The sequence below is a fragment of the Ruegeria sp. AF3 genome (assembly GCF_056536285.1).
Window position 1 is genome coordinate 3,260,846 of record NZ_JBQFJM010000001.1, and the last position, 17,556, is coordinate 3,278,401.

The following is a 17,556-nucleotide window of genomic DNA, read 5'->3' on the forward strand; positions in this document are numbered from 1 at the left end:
AGGTTACTCGACGGCGATTTCCTGACGCAGCTTTCCTGTTGTCTTGTCAAAGATCAGGACGCGGTTGTCGTCGGTCACGACCGCATACCAGTTGGACCCGATGGTCAGGGCCTGTGCCCGGGCACCGTCGGGCAGGTTGATCTGATCTGGCAAGGCAGGTGCGCGGTCCGATAGGCGGATGACAATCAGGGCGAATGTCACTAGAACCCCGCCAATCATCACCGCGGTCAGCAGCATGACCATCCGCCGCAGTAATCGCAGCTGCGGGGTTTCCTGCGGTTCTTGGGGTTCGGAAGGGACAGTCATGGGCACCCGCCAGATTGAGTTTCAGATCGCGGCTGATCCGCCGCCTCGCCTTGATAAGGCGCTTTCCCGCGATGTGCCAGACGGTGAAAACCTGTCGCGCACGCGGTTGGCGCGCCTGATCGAGGACGGCGCGGTTTGGATTGACGGAACCCGGACGCAGGACCCAAAGGCCAAGGTGTCCGAAGGGGCGCAGGTCGCCATAACTGTGGCCGAGGCGGAAGACAGCCACATCGGTGCTGAAGACATCCCGCTTGAGGTTGTTTTCGAAGACGCAGACGTGATCGTCGTCAACAAGCCAGCAGGCATGGTGGTGCACCCCGCGCCGGGCTCGCCCGGGGGTACGCTGGTCAACGCCTTGTTACACCATTGCGGTGACGCTTTGTCAGGTGTTGGGGGGGTGAAACGCCCCGGTATCGTTCACCGGATCGATAAGGAAACCAGCGGTCTTCTGGTGGTCGCCAAATCAGACGCCGCACATCACGGGCTGGCCGAACAATTCGCAGCACATAGTGTCGAACGCTATTACCGCGCTGTGTGTTACGGGGTTCCGGATGCAAGTGATCCCCGTCTGCGAGGCGTCAAAGGGGTGAGCTTTGAGCCGGGAAACATCATGCGTGTGACCACCCAGCTTGCGCGGCACAAGACCGACCGTCAAAGGCAGGCGGTGTTGTTTCATGGCGGGCGTCACGCGGTGACACGCACGCGGGTAGTTGAAACATTTGGCACGCCTGCTGGTCTTGCTCTGATCGAATGCTGGCTCGAGACCGGGCGAACGCACCAGATCCGTGTTCATATGACCCATGCCGGGCATGGGCTTGTCGGGGATCCGATCTATGGTGGCAAGCGGAAACTGGCCACCAGGGCGTTTACGCCCGCCGCTGCCGAATGCGTGTACGACTTTCCCCGGCAGGCGCTTCACGCCGCCGTATTGGGGTTCGAGCACCCGGTGACGGGCGAACACCTGCGGTTTGAGGCCGAACTGCCGCAAGACATGGAGAACCTGATTGCCGCGCTTCGCGCGCCGCTGACACAATAAGCAAAGTCCTGTGAGTAAGAGTTTCTTATCTTTCCTTCATGAAAGATTAATTTCAGACTGTTAGCAGCACCTCTTGAACAGGATGGGTTCTTTACCCATATCCTATGTTAAAGACTTAAACATTTGTCGGAGGGACATCATAATGGCAAATTACGCAAATCTCCCCGCGCCGACGCCCGAGGGCGGCCTGAACCGCTATATGCAGGAGATTCGCAAGTTTCCCCTGCTTGAGCCGGAAGAAGAATATATGCTGGCCAAGCGCTGGGTCGAAGAGCAGGACACAGAAGCCGCGCATAAGATGGTGACATCGCACCTGCGGCTGGCGGCCAAGATTGCCATGGGATATCGCGGCTACGGTTTGCCGCAAGCCGAAGTGATTTCCGAAGCCAATGTGGGCCTGATGCAGGCGGTCAAACGTTTTGACCCTGAAAAAGGCTTCCGTCTGGCCACATATGCCATGTGGTGGATTCGCGCCTCGATTCAGGAATATATCCTGCGGTCGTGGTCGCTGGTTAAACTGGGCACAACCTCGGCGCAGAAAAAGCTGTTCTTTAACCTGCGCAAAGCCAAGGCGCGCATCGGCGCCCTGGAAGAGGGCGACTTGCGTCCGGAAAATGTCGCGCAAATCGCCAATGATCTGGGTGTGACCGAAGAGGAAGTGATCAGCATGAACCGCCGCATGTCCGGCGGGGACGCGTCTCTGAACGCCACGGTCGGGTCCGAAGGCGAAGGCACGATGCAATGGCAGGATTGGCTTGAGGATGAAGATGCCGACCAGGCCGGAGATTATGAGGCGCGCGATGAGCTGGAAGCGCGTCGCGAGTTGCTGGCTGCGGCGCTTGACGTGTTGAACGACCGTGAAAAGGATATCCTGACTCAGCGCAGGTTGCTGGATCAGCCGGTGACGCTGGAGGACCTCAGCGCCCAATATAATGTCAGCCGCGAGCGGATTCGACAGATCGAAGTTCGCGCGTTCGAGAAACTGCAAAGGAAAATGCGGGATCTTGCGCGTGAAAAAGGGATGCTGGGTGTCAGCTGACCACGATACCAGCCTGCTGCAATAGCTGCGGGCTGGTTTTTGCATTTGTGCGAATAATCCTCCTCTACGCGCACATTCCCGGCGCATCCTGACGACTCACTACCAGTTGAACGTCTGAGGCCGTTATCCTGACTGTGAAGCCAAAAGAATGGCCGCAGGGTCAAAGCTATGGTAGGGCAAAGACGCGTTTCATTTCGATGACGGTGTGACAGGTCGATCCTGCGGACCTCGCAGGGGAACGAACCCTTTGGGGTTCGAACATCTATGGAGAGCGTTATGCAAAAACCGGTTCAGTTTGGCGTGTTAGGTGCCGCGAAATTCGCGCGTGAATACATGGCACCGGCGATACATGCCGCCAACGGGGCGCGACTGGCTGCACTGGCGACGTCAGATGCGGCAAAGGCTGAACCTTTTTCGTCTTTCTGTCCCGATCTGAACGTGTTCAAAAGCTATGATGCGCTGTTGGCGGACCCTGGTATTGATGCGGTCTACATACCACTGCCCAACCATCTTCATGTGGAATGGAGCCTGAAAGCGTTGGATGCCGGCAAGCATGTGCTGTGCGAAAAGCCGATGACTATGAAGGCGGACGAGTTTGACGCATTGATCCAAAAGCGCGACGAAAGCGGCTTGCTTGCCGCCGAGGCGTATATGATCGTGCATCACCCCCAGTGGCAACTGGCACGTAAACTGATTGCGGATGGTGCAATCGGCAATCTGGTGCACGTAACCGGAGCGTTCAGTTTCGACAATCGGGCAGATACCCAGAATATTCGTAACCGCGCTGAAACGGGCGGCGGCGGATTGCGAGACATCGGTGTTTACGTAATTGGCGGAGCCCGGTTTGCAACGGGGCAGGAACCGGTGGCGATACAGTCAGCCATCCGTTGGCAGGATGATATCGACATCTTCACCGAAATTCGCGCGCAGTTCCCCGGTTTTACCTACTCAAGCTACGTGTCCATTCGGATGCATCCCCATCAGGAAATGGTGTTTCACGGGGAAAATGGCCTGATCCGCCTGACTACACCGTTTAATGCGCGAGTGTTTGGTGAAGCCCGGGTCGAGTTGCATCGTCCGGGGCTTGAGGTGCTGGTCACCCGGTTCCCCGCAGCGGACCATTACAAGCTTCAGGTCGAGGCCTTCTGCCGCTCGGTCCGGGAAGGGGTAGAGTATCCCTGTCCGCTGGAGTTTTCTCGGGGGACGCAAGAGGTGATTGATCGTGTGTTCGCGGGTGCAGTTTCGCTGTAACTTGCCCTTTGCGCGCGGGCTCGGCTATCCTTTTGCGTACGTTTAGCAGGAGATGACCCATGGCCGGAGGCTGGGCGCGCGACGGCGCAGTAAACGAACAGATCGAAGCGTCGATTTCGGATGAGTTGGCGCGGATGCAGGCGCAAAAGCGGCCTGTTGGTGAAAGCCTGACCCATTGCGCCGAATGCGAAGAGACGATCCCTGAAAAACGCCGCGTTGCTTTGCCGGGCGTGAAGCTGTGCCTTGAGTGCCAGCAGGAACGCGATGGCGCGTTCAAAGCGCGCGGCGGCGTCAATCGGCGGGGGTCGAAGGACAGTCAGCTGAAGTGAGTTCGGGTTTGGCTTCTAAGAGCCCTGACTTATAAGCTACGCAAACTGTTCGATCACCAGAATATTGTAAGCTTTGCCATATGCTCTCGAAACATTCCCAGGGCATCAATTGGTAAGATTGCACCATCTTCGAGCAAAATCTTGGTTCGGATTAGTTCAGGGCCAAACTCTCGTTCATGGTAAAAGAACACGATTTCGATTTCTCGCTGACTTGCAATGTCTTGCTCAGAGGCAAATCCTGACAAAGAACCTCCACGCATACGTGCTGGACGTGTTTTCAGGCATTGACCGGCGCCGCTTCCTACCAATTCCGCGCAATAAATCTTGCGTTCTGAAAGATACCTTTCGGTCAAACTTCCATAGTGTTCAGACGTGTAAGGCTTGATGGTTTCCAAGAGAGCTGTGACCGGAGAAGCGCACTCTAAGCAGGTGTACTTGATAAATGCCTCATTGAACTCGGCTGACCAGATTCCCTCTCTTTCCATGTTGGCGATAAGGTATGACCCTTCAAGGCGACCAAACCGAGTGCCTTCTGCACAGCTTGATTGTGCAAATAGAATTGAGGCGACAACTATGAATTGAGTAAGAAGTTTCAATGGCCATCCCGCATTCAAGGCTACGTTTCTTCACTGAGATATAGCTTTTTCATAAAGCCTGATCCAAAATTGCCGGGCATGGCAGGTTTTTTCCGCAAGGCAGATGTCGCCGCCCTCTGTCGAGGGCGTCTCAGCCCTCCATCGCCTCCAACTCGTCGATAAAGCCTGAGATCATCGACAGGCCCTTGTCCCAGAACTTGGGGTCGCTGGCGTCCAGACCGAACGGGGCCAGCAGTTCCTTGTGGTGCATCGAACCACCAGCGCGCAGCATGTCGAAATACTTGTCCTCAAACCCATCCGCGCCGCTTTCGTAAACAGAATAAAGCGCATTCACGAGGCCGTCGCCGAAGGCATAGGCATAGACGTAAAAGGGCGAGTGAACGAAGTGTGGGATGTATGCCCAGAAGGTCTCGTACCCGTCCATGAATTCAAATGCGGGGCCAAGGCTTTCGGCCTGTACACTCATCCAAAGGGCGTTGATGTCATCCGGGGTCAGCTCGCCCTCACGTCGGGCAGCGTGCAGCTTGCATTCAAAGTCGTAGAAGGCGATCTGTCGGACCACCGTGTTGATCATATCTTCGACCTTGCCAGCCAGCAGAACCTTGCGCTGTTCCGGGGTTTCCGCCTGTTCCAGCATCTTGCGGAAGGTCAGCATCTCACCAAAGACCGAGGCAGTTTCCGCCAGCGTCAGCGGGGTGGATGACAACATCTCGCCCTGGCCTGCGGCCAGCACCTGATGGACGCCGTGTCCCAGTTCATGAGCAAGCGTCATCACATCGCGCGGTTTGCCCAGATAGTTGAGCATCACATAGGGGTGGACATCCGTAACTGTCGGATGGGCGAAGGCCCCCGGCGCTTTGCCCGGTTTCACCGCCGCGTCGATCCATCCTTTTGAGAAGAAAGGCGCCGCGATTTCGCCCATGCGGGGATCAAAGGCATCATACGCGTTCATCACCGTCTTTTGGGCCTCTTCCCAATTCACGATACGCGTGTCTTCCATGGGCAGGGGCGCGTTGCGGTCCCAGACCTGCATGACGTCCAGTCCAAGCCACTTGCGCTTCAGCTCATAATAGCGATGGCTCAGCTTGGGGTAGGCGGCCACGACCGCCTCGCGCAGGGCCTCGACCACTTCGGGTTCGACGTCGTTCGACAGGTGACGCCCGGTCTGAGCGGTCGGCATCTTGCGCCAGCGATCAACGATTTCTTTCTCTTTGGCCTGCGTGTTGTGAACGCGGGCGAAGGTTTTGATGTTGTCCTGAAAAACCGATGCCAGTTCACGCGCCGCGGCCTCACGTTTCGCGCGGTCCTGTTCCGTCAGCAGATTCAGGGTGCCTTCGATGTTCAGTTCTTCACCGTCGACATGAAATGCCAGTCCGGCAATCGTTTCGTCGAACAGACGTTCCCACGCGTCGCCGACAACCCCCAGATCATGAAGGAACTTTTCCAGCTCGTCAGACAGTTGGTAGGGCTTCATTGCACGGATGCGACGGAACACAGGTTCGTAGCGGGCTAGATCCGTGTTGGCCGCAAAATGCGCTTTCAGAACATCGTCTTCGATCCGGTTGATCTCGAGCGTGAAGAACACAAGCGGAGTGGTGAAGATCGTGATCTTTTCCTGCATATCCGACAGGAATTTGGCGCGCTCTGCGTCTGTGGTCAGTTGGTAATAGCGCAGACCTGCAAAGGACATGACACGCCCGGCGATGGCGTTGATCTTTTCGTTGCGATGCACACAGGTCAGCAGGTCTGCGGCCTCCAGATCGGCCAGCTTGCCTTCGTAATCAGCAGCAAATGCGGCACATTCGCCTTCCAGCCAATCCAGATCGCGCGCTAATTCGGGTGCGTTTTCCGAGGTGTAGAGATCGCTCAGATCCCATTCCGGAAGATTGCCCAGATTGCCGGAGCCACCGATTGCGTTCGCGTCACGGACAGGGAAGGGAAGGTCGCGCATGGATCACCTTTAGTAGACTGCTTTTGCAAACATCTAGGGCTGGCGCGCCCGGATCACAAGCGGCCAATCCCAAAGGTGAAAGGGTTTACGAGGAAACCAGCTCGGGTGCGCCATTGGCCTGATTGGCCAGAAAATGCGCCGCAATCTTGTCCAGCACCGGCCCCCGAACCTCGGGTGCTTCCATTAGTACCTCGTGTTCACCATCCGGAATTTCGATCAGCGTTCCGTTGGGCCAATTGGCCATGCGCGCACGAATTTCCTTGCGGTCAACGATTTGCTCATGGCTGCCCAGAAATGTCAGGCAGGGTGTCTGAGGGGCGGTCTGCTCCATTAACCAAGCACATTCATCCAGCGACTCGCGCAGCCACAGATTTGAAGGGGCACCAAGCGCGAGTTCTGGGTGTGCATTCAACTGATCCTGCATCATCCGGTACATGTCCGGGTCGCGGGTCAGCATGTTTCCCTCGAAAGGTTGCGACAGGACATAGCTTTTGAGTGTTGTGGTGGGGGGCGTTCGTTCGCCCAGGCCAAGCGCTGTGCCCCAATAGGCCGTAACGCGGCTTAGGGGTTTCATGACCGGAGTGAAGAAAATTCCCCACATTGGGCCCGTGAAAGCGCAAGCGGCAAAACATCCTTTCTCGATGACGGCACGCAACCCGATTGCACCGCCCATCGAATGCCCGACCACGTACCATGGTTTTGGCAGATCCAGCGCGCTTGCAAGTTTCAGAGTGACCTGAACGTCCTGCTGGTAATCGGTGAACTGATCGACATGTCCGACCCGAGCATCGTCCAGCAATCGATCTGCAAGACCCTGACCGCGCCAGTCGACGGCCAGCATGGCGAACCCACGCTCTACGAATTCGCTGGCAGTAGTGCCGTATTTCTCAATGTATTCCGTGCGTCCAGGAAACATCATGACAGTGCCATGTACCTTTCCGTCCGGAAGCCAGTGAGCAACGCGAATGCGTTTTTGATCCGACGTTATCAACCAGTGGGCCTTTCCACCGGCGGGGCCGCCGGCCACGTCTTCAAACAAAGGGGCCGGCGAGAACTCCATCAGGCCAGTACCGATGCAAGTTTCATGGCAACACCCATGTCGCCATCAATGCTCAGCTTGCCGGACATGAACGCACCTGTCGGGTTCAATTCACCGCTGAGGATCTGTTCAAACGTGTCGGCATCCGCGCTTAGGGTGACATCAGCATCATCGTCGCTGACCCGCGCGCCGTTGGAATCCAGGACAATGGCACCCAGATCGGCGATATCAAACTTGGCCGAGGCATCAAACGCGCCGCCTTCCAGTTTTTCATTCAAAGCGGCGGCTGCCTTTTCAAGTGTCTCGCTCATGTTTTTCCTCATATTGTTAGTGCGCCGTGAATGGACATCCCCGGTCGCAACGCTACACTGACTATTGTTATGAGCATTGCAATCCACAATCTCAAAGGTATCGTCGCGGCACTTTTTGTCCTAGTCACGATTTCCTCCACTTGCCTTGCGCAACAGGCGGATTCACGGGACGAGGGCGAATTGCTGCAACAACTTGCCCAATCGACGCCCGATCAGGCCATTGCTCTGGATCGGCAGTTGCAAGCTCTGTGGGCCCAGTCCGGTTCAGCATCGGCCGATCTGCTGCTGGAACGTGGCCGCGAAGCGTTGGATGACGGAGACGTAAGTGCGGCACTGGAACATCTGACCGCCCTGACGGACCATGCGCCCGATTTTGCTGAAGGCTGGCACCTGCGCGCTTCGGCCTTTTTCGGGATCGAACGGTTTGGCATGGCCGCTGCCGATCTGGAACATGCCCTGACCCTGAACCCCAACAATTACGAGGCAATCTACGGTCTGGGCCTGATCTTTGAGATTATCGGACAACCTGACAAAGCTTACGAGGCCTATTCACGGGCATTGGCTATACATCCCCACCACGAAGAAGTAACCAATGCGGTGAATCGACTGAAGCCGCAGATTGACGGCGCAGCGCTGTAAGGTCCGGGCAGGGGGCAAAGGTGAGCGGGTCATCCCGAATAGTGGCCGTTTTGGGCCCTACGAACACAGGTAAAACCCATTACGCAATCGAACGGATGCTGGGATACCGCACAGGTGTCATCGGTCTGCCGCTGCGTCTGCTTGCGCGCGAGGTCTACGATAAGATCGTCGCCATCCGCGGGCCGTCGGTTGTTGCGCTTGTCACCGGTGAAGAGCGGATCGTACCCCCCCGGACCCAGTATTGGGTCTGTACTGTCGAGGCGATGCCCGAAGGTATGGGTGCGGATATCGTGGCGATTGATGAAATCCAGTTGTGTGCCGATCCCGAGCGCGGCCATGTCTTTACAGATCGCCTGCTTCGGTCGCGCGGAACAAACGAGACGCTTTTTCTTGGCTCTGACACGATGCGCGGCCCGATTGCGGCGCTGGTGCCCGAGGCGCAGTTTGTCCGACGCGAGCGGATGTCGCAGCTGGTCTATTCCGGTTCGAAGAAACTCAGCCGGATGCCGGCCCGCAGCGCTATTGTCGGGTTTTCGGTTGAGAATGTGTATGCCATCGCGGAGCTTCTGCGCCGCCTGAAAGGTGGCGCGGCGGTGGTCATGGGGGCCCTGAGCCCACGGACGCGGAATGCCCAGGTGGAACTTTATCAAAATGGCGAGGTTGATTATCTGGTTGCCACAGATGCCATCGGCATGGGCTTGAACCTGGATGTAAACCACGTTGCATTTTCATCCCTGACCAAATTCGACGGGCGGCGGATGCGCCCGCTGGCCCCGAATGAACTGGCCCAGATCGCAGGCCGTGCCGGGCGTGGCATGTCGGACGGCACCTTTGGCGTGACCGGAGAGGCGCCGCCGCTGGACGAAGGTGTCGCCCAGGCAATCATGGACAGCCGGTTTACGCCGATGAAAAAGCTGAACTGGCGGAATGCCGCTCTCCGGTTTGGTTCGATTGATGCGCTGATCAGCTCGCTTGAGGTCAGTCCGAGTGACGAACACCTGATCAAAGCCCGCCCTGCTGATGACCTGAATGTGTTGAAATCGCTGTCACAACAGGCCGAGATTGCCGCCCGTGCAAGTGACGGTCCATCCATCCGATTGCTGTGGGATGTGTGCAGAATCCCTGATTTTCGCGGCATCAGCCATGCAGAGCACGCCAGTCTGCTGGAAGTGATCTATGGCCACCTGCACGAACGCGGCAGTATTCCCGACGATTTCATGGCCCGGCAGATACGGCGGATTGACCAAACCCATGGGGATATCGATGCGTTATCCAAAAGGTTGGCATATATTCGCACCTGGACATATGTTGCGCAACGAAACGGTTGGGTGCGTGACGAATCACATTGGCGTGACGAAACGCGCACTGTAGAAGACAGGCTGTCTGACGCACTACATGAGCGACTGACTCAAAGATTTGTGGACCGGCGTACATCGGTTTTGTTGCGGCGGCTCAAACAGAAGGAGGCCCTTTTGGCCGAAGTAAATGACAAGGGTGAAGTGACCGTCGAAGGCGAATTCGTCGGTCGTTTGGAAGGGTTCCGGTTCAGCCCGGACAAAAGCGCGCAAGGAACCGAAGCGAAAGCGCTCAAATCGGCATCTTTGCAAGCACTCGCGCCGCAATTCCATCTGCGTGCCGATCGCTTCTACAATGCGCCCGATACCGAAATTGATTTCACCGATCAGGGCGGCCTGATGTGGGGCGAATATGCCGTTGGCAAACTGGTTGCCGGGGCCGAACCTCTCAAGCCCGTGGTCGAGGTTTTTGTGGACGAGGCCGCAGGTCCGGATGTCGAACAGAAGGTGCGGCGCCGGTTGCAGCATTTCATCGACCGCAAGATCGCTGCACTGTTCGAGCCGCTGCTGAATCTGTCGCGCGACGAGGAGCTCAACGGGCTGGCGAAAGGGTTTGCCTTCCGCATGCTCGAGGCGCTGGGCGTACTGCCGCGCGCCGGCGTCGCGCAAGAGGTCAAGGATCTGGATCAGGACGCGCGTGGCGCCTTGCGCAAGCATGGCATCCGCTTTGGCCAGTTCACCATCTTCATGCCGCTCTTGCTGAAGCCCGCACCGACGCGTCTGCGTCTGGTGCTGTGGGCGCTGTATGGCGGTTTGCAGGAATTCCCCGAAGCACCGCCTCCGGGGTTGGTGACTGTGCCGGTCGCCAAGGATGCACCGCAGGGTTACGACACCATGTGCGGCTACCGCGATGCGGGCGACCGATCGATCCGTATCGACATGCTGGAACGTCTGGCCGATATGCTTCGTGCGGAAGACAGCCGTGGCGGGTTCGAAGCCAAGCCGGATATGCTGTCGATCACTGGTATGACGCTTGAACAGTTTGCTGACCTGATGCAAGGGCTGGGTTACAAAGCCGAACGCGGCGAGCGTGGCAAGGTCAAACCGGCACCGGTTGAGCAGCCTGTGACAGAGGCGGCTGAACAAGCCGTTATCGACGAGACGCCAGCACCTGACGCGGCATCAGAAGAGGTCGCCGCGACCGCCGAGGAGGCAGCCGAGGCCACCGAAAGCACCGAGACGGCAGCCGAGGCTGTCGCAGAAGGTCAGGTCGCGGAACCTGCGTCGGATGAACCCGAGGTTGAAGTGTTTTACACCTTCACCTGGGGCCGTCAGCGTCAGCCGAACCGTGGTCCGCGCCGCGAGCAGGGGCAGGGCAAGGGGAAACCACGGGGCAAACCGCAGGAGGGCCGTGGCAAACCACACGGCAAGAAGGGCGGCAAGCCGCAAGGGGCCAAGACCTTCTCGTCACGGCCACCGAAAAAGGAAAAGGCTATTGATCCCGACAACCCGTTCGCCGCAGCGCTTATGGGTCTGAAGGACGGCAATTGACGCAAGATGGCCGAGGCCAAACTGCGGATCGATAAATGGTTGTGGCAGGCGCGGTTCTTCAAGACCCGCAGCCTTGCCGCCAAACAGGTCAGTGGTGGCCATGTCCGGCTGAATGGAAACCGGGTGCTGAAACCGGCGCAGGCCGTGGCCCCCGGTGACGTTCTGACCTTCTCGCAGGGTCGCATCGTCCGCGTCATACGTGTGGAAAAACTGGGGGAACGCCGCGGTCCGGCGCCCGAGGCGCAAACTCTGTACTTTGATATGACCGAAAAGCAGGAAGCGCCTCTTGTAAATCCAGGTTTCGAGGGAAAAGGTCGGCCAACCAAGAAAGATCGACGCGCTATTGATCTTTCTCGCCCGGAAGATCACTGATCCTGTCTTGAAGAGCGGGCCAGACTGAATTAGCTAGTCGCTCAAACCGCAAACAGGAATCCAACCATGACCTATGTAGTCACCGAAAACTGTATCGCCTGCAAATACACCGACTGTGTCGAAGTGTGTCCGGTGGACTGTTTCTACGAAGGTGAAAACACGCTGGTCATTCATCCTGACGAATGCATTGACTGCGGAGTGTGCGAGCCCGAGTGCCCCGCCGATGCAATCCGCCCCGATACCGAGCCGGGTATGGAGGAGTGGGTCGAGTTCAATCGCAAGTATTCCGAACAATGGCCGGTGATCGTCACCAAGAAAGACCCGCTGCCCGACGCAGAGGAGCGTGACGGTGAAGAGGGTAAGATGGAGAAGTATTTCTCGGAAGCGCCCGGAGAAGGCGGCTGAGTGATTCGTTCCACACGGCCTGTTTTGACATAAAGATCACGGCACAACCTGTTGAACGCAGGTTGAATATGAAAAATTCCCGTAAGGTAAACTTTCGGGCGTCGTAATTTTGTGATATACTCCACCCCACATGATGACCGAGATTGGGATGCGCTCCGTAAGTATGCTCACTTTGGAGTATTGAATTTATGACAATATCGCCGCCTGACGGGGCTGAGACAGTCCCCGCATGTGGTGTTTTTGTTGTCCGTGTCCCGTCCGCAAGCAAGGAAAAAACTGAATGACAAAGTCGAAAAAGCTCGAGTTCCGCCCGAACGACTATGTTGTCTACCCCGCCCATGGCGTGGGTCAGATTATTTCGATCGAGGAACAGGATGTCGCGGGATTCACGCTCGAGCTGTTCGTCATCTCATTTGAGAAAGACAAGATGACGTTGCGCGTGCCGACCAACAAGGCGACCGAATCCGGTCTGCGGTCGCTCAGCTCGCCCGATGTGATCAGCCAGGCGATGAAAACGCTGAAGGGCAAAGCCAAGGTTAAGCGCGCCATGTGGTCCCGTCGCGCGCAGGAATATGAACAGAAGATCAACTCGGGCGATCTGATCTCGATCGCCGAAGTTGTCCGTGACCTGCACCGCACCGATGATCAACGCGAGCAGAGCTATTCCGAGCGTCAGCTGTACGAAGCCGCTTTGGAACGTCTGACCCGTGAGGTCGCGGCTGTTTCAGGCGCTGGCGAGGTGTCTGCCGCCAAGCAGGTGGACGAAGTTCTGACCTCACGCGCTGCCTGATCGAAGGTACTTTGACAAAACGGGCCGCTCCGAATTTGGGGCGGCCTTTTTCGTGGCTTGGTGATTTGTTCATATGGCGCTAATTTCACTGTGTATGCAGCGGATTACCGGACAGACATGAAGCAGACTGTGAAATACCTGTATATCGGACACGACCCTGTTTCGGTTTGGTTTAGGTATGCGCTGATCCTGTTCGATGTTGCGACAATCATTTTCTTTGTCGCGACGGCCCACATCCCGCATGGGCCAGGTTTGACCGTTGCAAGCCAACTGGTCGGCGTGCTGATTTTTCTGGATTTCTCTGCGCGGCTCTGGATTTCAAAAGACCGCTGGAAGCTGTTGCGCCAGATTTACACGGTGGCGGATATCGTAGTCGTCCTCTCTCTGGTGCTTGATCCGTTTTTGACAGGCAACCTGGCTTTCCTGCGGATATTACGCGCCCTGCGTCTGATCCATTCATATCACCTGCTCTGGGATTTGCGGCGCGACAGCCGTTTTTTCCGCACGCACGAGGACGCTGTTATCGCAGCGATCAACCTGCTGGTCTTTGTCTTTGCCACCTCGACGGCCGTTTTGGTGTTTTTTATACCAGAAGACGCGCAAACGCCCTACGTAGATGCGCTGTATTTTACCATGGCGACGCTCACGACGACCGGGTTTGGCGACATCACTTTGGTCACACCGGGTGGCAAGCTGTTTTCTGTCTTCATTATGGTCGTTGGCGTGGCACTGTTCGTCCGGCTGGCGCAAGCAATTTTCGCGCCACAGAAGGTCCGTCACAAATGCCCCAGCTGCGGGCTGTACCGGCACGACCCAGACGCCGTGCATTGCAAACATTGCGGCGATACGTTGCGAATTGAAACAGGGGGGTCGCCTTAGGTCTGGGCGCTGAGTGTAAGCAGAAACGTGACTTCCGCCAATTGCTGCGACGCTCCCAGAATATCTCCGGTTTGACCGCCGATCTTGGTTTTCGCGACGAGCCCCAAAACGGCAACGACCAAAGTCGCGAAGACTATCGCGTTAAGCGCAAGACTTCCGCACAAGCTGAAAGCGACCAGAATTGCGATGCCCACAGCGATACAGGCTGATCCTGCGCCGGGGGTACCAACCGAATGGCTCAGGCCCGACGTTCTGGCGTTTGGAAGAAGTACCATCAGTGCTGGCATCAATGCGCGGGAAAATACACAAGCCGCAACCACCATCCAGATCGGACCAGTGACAAGTATGGTAGAAATCGCGGATACTCGTAAAAGCTGCGACATCACCAAAGCGAGCACGCCGTAAGTTCCAATCTGGCTGTCCTTCATGATCTCCAGCCGCCGTTCAGCGGTGAAACCGCCCCAAAGCCCGTCGAACGTATCAGCCAGACCATCTTCGTGCATTGCCCCGGTCATCAGGATCAGCGCTGAAACCAGTAATGAAGCCGCCACAAACGGGGGCAGTTGAAGCCCCATCGCCAGCCAACCGGTCAGGCATGCCAACCCGCCAACGACCAGCCCAACCAGTGGAAACGCCCATACCGATTGTGCCTGCCGGGCAAAAACGGCTTTGGGCAAACGGGGCAGGGGCAGGCGGGTCAACAGCACCAGGGCCAGCGGAACATCCCACAGGGAAAACGGTTTGGTGTCGTTTTTATGCACGCCCGTGCCTTTCGGGGTCTTGTTGGTTTCGATCCTTCGGTTAAACACGCAGGACCACTCTGATGCAATGAGGCTTTCATGCTGCCTGAACTGAATGATTTGAACACGTTCCGTGCTGTCCTGGCGGGAGCTCCGGGCCCAGATGCCGCTGCGGTGCAGGGCGCGGCCGAGCGAAATGGACAATTGACCAAACCCCCCGGCGCGCTTGGTCGGCTTGAGGATCTTGCAGTCTGGTATGCAGGATGGCGGGGGGACGCCCGTCCACAGATCAGTGCGCCTCAGGTTATCGTGTTTGCCGGAAATCACGGTGTTACCGTGCAGGGTGTTTCGGCCTTTCCACCGGAAGTGACCGTGCAGATGGTGATGAATTTCGAACATGGCGGGGCGGCGATAAATCAGTTGGCCAGGGCCGCGGGCGCGAAGATGGATGTACACGCGCTGGATCTGGACAAGCCGACTGCGGATTTCACCCAAGCCCCAGCCATGACAGAGGATGAATTGCTAGCCGCGTTGCGCACTGGCTGGCAGGCCGTTGATCCGCAATCCGATCTTTTGGTGGTCGGCGAAATGGGGATTGGCAACACCACCCCGGCTGCGGCTATTGCCTGTGCTCTGTTTGGTGGCGACGCGTCCGATTGGACAGGGCGCGGAACTGGTGTGGATGACGCAGGTCTGGTCAACAAAACCCGTGTCGTGGCCGAGGGTGTCGCCAAACACGCGTCAGATGATGGTCTGGACATCCTGCGCTGTCTGGGTGGACGCGAGATTGCCGCAATGGCGGGTGCAATTGCGGCTGCGCGGGTGTTGCGCATCCCGGTGATCCTAGACGGGTTCATTTGTTCGGCCGCCGCCGCCTGTTTGTGTAAGCTGTCCGATGGCGCGCTGGATCATGCTGTGGCAGGTCATCAAAGCGCCGAAGCGGCCCATGGTGCCGTGCTGGCGAAATTGGGTAAAGAGCCATTGCTGAGCCTTGGCCTGCGGTTGGGCGAAGGGTCCGGCGGGGCATTGGCGATCAACATTCTGAAAAGTGCCGTTGCCTGTCATTCCGGCATGGCAACCTTTGCCGAAGCTGGGGTTTCTGACGGCTAAACCCGCGCCTGACTCGGGCAAAGGCTTGGGTCAGGCCGATTTTTTCGCGTGCTCTTCGGCCAGTTCCAGCAGCGCGGTTTCCAGATCCTTTTCCAGCGCCTGCGAACGCTCAATGTATTTTTTGTTTTCGGCGGTTGGCAGTCCGGGAACCCAAAGCTCGGCCAGATCACGCAATGACTTCCGGTCGTGGTGGTAAAACGTCTGCTCGGCCTGGGCTGCTTCGTACTCACTCAGCCCGATATTCTCCAGAACATAGCGACCTGCACGCAGCGAGCTGTCGAACATTTCCCGCACGATGTCATTGGCACCCGCCTGATACAACTCGTACACATGGGTCCGGTCGCGGGCGCGGGCGATGATGTGCAGGTCAGGGCGCTGCCGTCTGGCATAGCTGACCAGTCGCGTGACTTGCTTGTGATCATCCATAACGGCGACAAGAACGGATGCTTTGTCCAATCCCGCCGCGCGCAACAGTTCCGGCCGAGTGGGATCACCCAGAAAGCCTTTGACACCAAATCGGCGCATCAGCTGAATGGTTTCAATATTGTGGTCCAAAACGACTGTCTTGAAACCGCTGGCCCGTACCAGCCGGTTGACGATCTGACCAAAGCGACCAATGCCGGCGATGATGACCGGGCCCTTTTCGTCGATCACGTCCGGTTCGGGGGTGGTCGCTGAATCGCCAATCTTCTTTGACAAGGCGTCGTAGACAATGAAAAGAAGAGGTGTGATCAACATCGTCAGAGCAACGATCATCAGCAGCTTCTGCGACAGGTTGGGCGGAATAACATTCTGTTTCGTCGAAAATGCCAGCAGGACAAATCCGAACTCACCAGCCTGCGCTAACCCAAGGGTGAACAACCAGTGATCACGCCCCCGCAGTTTGAAAGCCCTGCCCACCAGATAAAGGATGATCCCCTTGGCAAGTATCACAAGCAGCGCCAGTCCAATCAGGTCCAGCGGGTCGTTGAAGAAATAACCAAAGTCTATTCCGGCCCCGACCGTGATGAAAAACAGCCCCAGAAACAACCCTTTGAACGGTTCAAGGTCACTTTCCATTTCATGTCTGAATTCAGAACTGGCCAAAACAACACCTGCCAGGAACGCGCCCAAGGCAGGTGACAGGCCGACCAGTGTCATCAGAAACGAAATACCCACGACGATCATCAGTGCTAGTGCGGTGTACATCTCGCGCAGACGGGTTGCGTGGATGAAGCGAAACAACGGTCTTGTCAGGTAGACACCGGCCAGAATGACAAACACCACCGCGCCGATTGTGACCAGGGTAACGGCCCAGCCCGGCAACCCCTCGACCAGTGACAGGCTGTGATCGCCCGCGCCATGTGAACCTCCGGCCCCCCTGTCTATCGATCCATCGGCTTGGAAGCGCGGCATGGCGGGCAGGGCCAGCAGTGGCAACAAAGCCAGAATTGGGATCACCGCAATGTCCTGCGTCAACAGAACCGAAAATGTCGCACGGCCGCCATTTGTCTGCATCAGGCCTTTTTCTGACAAGGTTTGAAGAACGATCGCGGTCGATGAAAGCGAAAGGGTCAACCCTACCGCCAGGGCAACCGACCAGGGATGGTTGGCGTACATGGCCACGGCAGCAATCGCGATTGTTGACAGCAACACCTGCAATCCGCCCAGACCCAATAGCTTGTCGCGCATGTCCCATAGGGCGCGTGGCTCCAGTTCCAGGCCAATGAGAAACAGCATCATCACCACGCCAAATTCGGCCACATGCTGAAGATTTTCGGTTTCCGCTCCGACAAGTCCCAGTACGGGTCCGATAATGATCCCGGCGGCAAGATAGCCCAGCACGGACCCCAACCCTAGTCTGGCAGACAGGGGAACGGCAATGACAGCCGCTGCCAGATAGATCGAAGCCTGATATAGAAAGTCGTCCATGTGTGT

At 57.3% G+C, this 17,556-nt stretch carries 18 protein-coding genes; 11 read left to right on the forward strand and 7 right to left on the reverse strand.

The window, feature by feature from the left end:
- Positions 1-3 precede the first annotated feature (3 nt).
- On the reverse strand, positions 4-306 hold the full coding sequence (locus ACR3FC_RS16325; protein ID WP_480476592.1) for a DUF6476 family protein: 303 nt from the start codon (positions 304-306) through the stop codon (positions 4-6).
- Between ACR3FC_RS16325 and ACR3FC_RS16330 the strand changes: the two genes are divergently transcribed.
- From ACR3FC_RS16330 to ACR3FC_RS16345, 4 genes are all read left to right on the forward strand, one after another.
- Entirely contained in the window at positions 305-1,342 is a 1,038-nt protein-coding gene (locus ACR3FC_RS16330) for an RluA family pseudouridine synthase (protein ID WP_480476594.1), read from the forward strand. The genes ACR3FC_RS16325 and ACR3FC_RS16330 overlap by 2 nt on opposite strands.
- Before the next feature lie 142 nt (positions 1,343-1,484).
- Complete coding sequence (rpoH, locus tag ACR3FC_RS16335; protein WP_480476596.1) at positions 1,485-2,381, forward strand: RNA polymerase sigma factor RpoH; 897 nt, start codon at positions 1,485-1,487, stop codon at positions 2,379-2,381.
- Positions 2,382-2,657: 276 nt separating this feature from the next.
- Positions 2,658-3,632, forward strand: coding sequence for a Gfo/Idh/MocA family protein (locus ACR3FC_RS16340; RefSeq protein ID WP_480476598.1), 975 nt, complete (start codon positions 2,658-2,660; stop codon positions 3,630-3,632).
- Positions 3,633-3,691: 59 nt separating this feature from the next.
- Complete coding sequence (locus tag ACR3FC_RS16345) at positions 3,692-3,961, forward strand: DksA/TraR family C4-type zinc finger protein (RefSeq protein ID WP_480476600.1); 270 nt, start codon at positions 3,692-3,694, stop codon at positions 3,959-3,961.
- Between the two features lie 53 nt (positions 3,962-4,014).
- On the opposite strand, the gene ACR3FC_RS16350 is transcribed toward ACR3FC_RS16345, so the two are convergent.
- The 4 genes from ACR3FC_RS16350 to ACR3FC_RS16365 form a co-directional block, all read right to left on the reverse strand.
- Positions 4,015-4,557 carry a hypothetical protein gene (locus ACR3FC_RS16350; RefSeq protein WP_480476602.1) on the reverse strand — a complete coding sequence of 181 codons (543 nt, stop codon included), beginning with the start codon at positions 4,555-4,557 and terminating at the stop codon, positions 4,015-4,017.
- A gap of 130 nt (positions 4,558-4,687) precedes the next feature.
- Positions 4,688-6,508: a M3 family oligoendopeptidase gene (locus ACR3FC_RS16355; RefSeq protein WP_480476604.1), complete on the reverse strand. Its 1,821-nt coding sequence runs from the start codon at positions 6,506-6,508 to the stop codon at positions 4,688-4,690.
- Positions 6,509-6,593: 85 nt separating this feature from the next.
- On the reverse strand, positions 6,594-7,568 hold the full coding sequence (locus ACR3FC_RS16360; protein ID WP_480476606.1) for an alpha/beta hydrolase: 975 nt from the start codon (positions 7,566-7,568) through the stop codon (positions 6,594-6,596).
- A complete protein-coding gene (locus ACR3FC_RS16365; RefSeq protein ID WP_209504212.1) occupies positions 7,568-7,858 on the reverse strand; it encodes an SCP2 sterol-binding domain-containing protein in 291 nt (96 codons plus the stop codon). Before ACR3FC_RS16365 ends, ACR3FC_RS16360 begins: the two co-directional genes overlap by 1 nt.
- 69 nt (positions 7,859-7,927) lie before the next feature.
- On the opposite strand from ACR3FC_RS16365, the gene ACR3FC_RS16370 reads away from it, so the two are divergent.
- The 6 genes from ACR3FC_RS16370 to ACR3FC_RS16395 all read left to right on the forward strand — a co-directional run bounded on the left by ACR3FC_RS16370 (position 7,928) and on the right by ACR3FC_RS16395 (position 13,789).
- Positions 7,928-8,497, forward strand: a complete 570-nt coding sequence (locus tag ACR3FC_RS16370) for a tetratricopeptide repeat protein (protein ID WP_480476608.1) — start codon at positions 7,928-7,930, stop codon at positions 8,495-8,497.
- 20 nt (positions 8,498-8,517) lie between these two features.
- Complete coding sequence (locus tag ACR3FC_RS16375) at positions 8,518-11,343, forward strand: helicase-related protein (protein WP_480476610.1); 2,826 nt, start codon at positions 8,518-8,520, stop codon at positions 11,341-11,343.
- A 6-nt stretch (positions 11,344-11,349) separates the two neighbouring features.
- The gene (locus ACR3FC_RS16380) at positions 11,350-11,715 is read left to right on the forward strand and encodes an RNA-binding S4 domain-containing protein (RefSeq protein WP_209504209.1); all 366 of its coding nucleotides are present in this window, start codon (positions 11,350-11,352) and stop codon (positions 11,713-11,715) included.
- Between the two features lie 66 nt (positions 11,716-11,781).
- Complete coding sequence (fdxA, locus tag ACR3FC_RS16385; protein WP_170616129.1) at positions 11,782-12,120, forward strand: ferredoxin FdxA; 339 nt, start codon at positions 11,782-11,784, stop codon at positions 12,118-12,120.
- A gap of 280 nt (positions 12,121-12,400) precedes the next feature.
- Positions 12,401-12,910 (forward strand): CarD family transcriptional regulator, encoded by a 510-nt coding sequence (locus tag ACR3FC_RS16390; protein WP_050603638.1) that lies wholly within the window; start codon positions 12,401-12,403, stop codon positions 12,908-12,910.
- Between the two features lie 117 nt (positions 12,911-13,027).
- Entirely contained in the window at positions 13,028-13,789 is a 762-nt protein-coding gene (locus tag ACR3FC_RS16395) for a potassium channel family protein (protein WP_480476612.1), read from the forward strand.
- Here ACR3FC_RS16395 and cobS read toward each other — a convergent pair.
- Complete coding sequence (gene cobS, locus ACR3FC_RS16400; protein ID WP_480476948.1) at positions 13,786-14,550, reverse strand: adenosylcobinamide-GDP ribazoletransferase; 765 nt, start codon at positions 14,548-14,550, stop codon at positions 13,786-13,788. The two genes, ACR3FC_RS16395 and cobS, sit on opposite strands and share 4 nt — an antisense overlap.
- 78 nt (positions 14,551-14,628) lie before the next feature.
- On the opposite strand from cobS, the gene cobT reads away from it, so the two are divergent.
- Positions 14,629-15,639 (forward strand): nicotinate-nucleotide--dimethylbenzimidazole phosphoribosyltransferase, encoded by a 1,011-nt coding sequence (gene cobT, locus ACR3FC_RS16405; protein WP_480476614.1) that lies wholly within the window; start codon positions 14,629-14,631, stop codon positions 15,637-15,639.
- 30 nt (positions 15,640-15,669) lie between these two features.
- Here the strand turns inward: cobT and ACR3FC_RS16410 are convergent, their stop codons facing one another.
- Positions 15,670-17,550: a monovalent cation:proton antiporter-2 (CPA2) family protein gene (locus tag ACR3FC_RS16410; RefSeq protein WP_480476616.1), complete on the reverse strand. Its 1,881-nt coding sequence runs from the start codon at positions 17,548-17,550 to the stop codon at positions 15,670-15,672.
- Positions 17,551-17,556 lie beyond the last annotated feature (6 nt).

Coding starts and splice junctions, on each gene's coding strand:
- ACR3FC_RS16370 (WP_480476608.1), top strand. CDS start 7,928: ATGAGCATTGCAATCCACAATCTCAAAGGTATCGTCGCGGCACTTTTT.
- ACR3FC_RS16410 (WP_480476616.1), bottom strand. CDS start 17,550: ATGGACGACTTTCTATATCAGGCTTCGATCTATCTGGCAGCGGCTGTC.
- ACR3FC_RS16330 (WP_480476594.1), top strand. CDS start 305: ATGGGCACCCGCCAGATTGAGTTTCAGATCGCGGCTGATCCGCCGCCT.
- fdxA (WP_170616129.1), top strand. CDS start 11,782: ATGACCTATGTAGTCACCGAAAACTGTATCGCCTGCAAATACACCGAC.
- ACR3FC_RS16395 (WP_480476612.1), top strand. CDS start 13,028: ATGAAGCAGACTGTGAAATACCTGTATATCGGACACGACCCTGTTTCG.
- ACR3FC_RS16365 (WP_209504212.1), bottom strand. CDS start 7,858: ATGAGCGAGACACTTGAAAAGGCAGCCGCCGCTTTGAATGAAAAACTG.
- ACR3FC_RS16360 (WP_480476606.1), bottom strand. CDS start 7,568: ATGGAGTTCTCGCCGGCCCCTTTGTTTGAAGACGTGGCCGGCGGCCCC.
- ACR3FC_RS16340 (WP_480476598.1), top strand. CDS start 2,658: ATGCAAAAACCGGTTCAGTTTGGCGTGTTAGGTGCCGCGAAATTCGCG.
- rpoH (WP_480476596.1), top strand. CDS start 1,485: ATGGCAAATTACGCAAATCTCCCCGCGCCGACGCCCGAGGGCGGCCTG.
- ACR3FC_RS16390 (WP_050603638.1), top strand. CDS start 12,401: ATGACAAAGTCGAAAAAGCTCGAGTTCCGCCCGAACGACTATGTTGTC.
- ACR3FC_RS16345 (WP_480476600.1), top strand. CDS start 3,692: ATGGCCGGAGGCTGGGCGCGCGACGGCGCAGTAAACGAACAGATCGAA.
- cobT (WP_480476614.1), top strand. CDS start 14,629: ATGCTGCCTGAACTGAATGATTTGAACACGTTCCGTGCTGTCCTGGCG.
- ACR3FC_RS16380 (WP_209504209.1), top strand. CDS start 11,350: ATGGCCGAGGCCAAACTGCGGATCGATAAATGGTTGTGGCAGGCGCGG.
- ACR3FC_RS16325 (WP_480476592.1), bottom strand. CDS start 306: ATGACTGTCCCTTCCGAACCCCAAGAACCGCAGGAAACCCCGCAGCTG.
- ACR3FC_RS16355 (WP_480476604.1), bottom strand. CDS start 6,508: ATGCGCGACCTTCCCTTCCCTGTCCGTGACGCGAACGCAATCGGTGGC.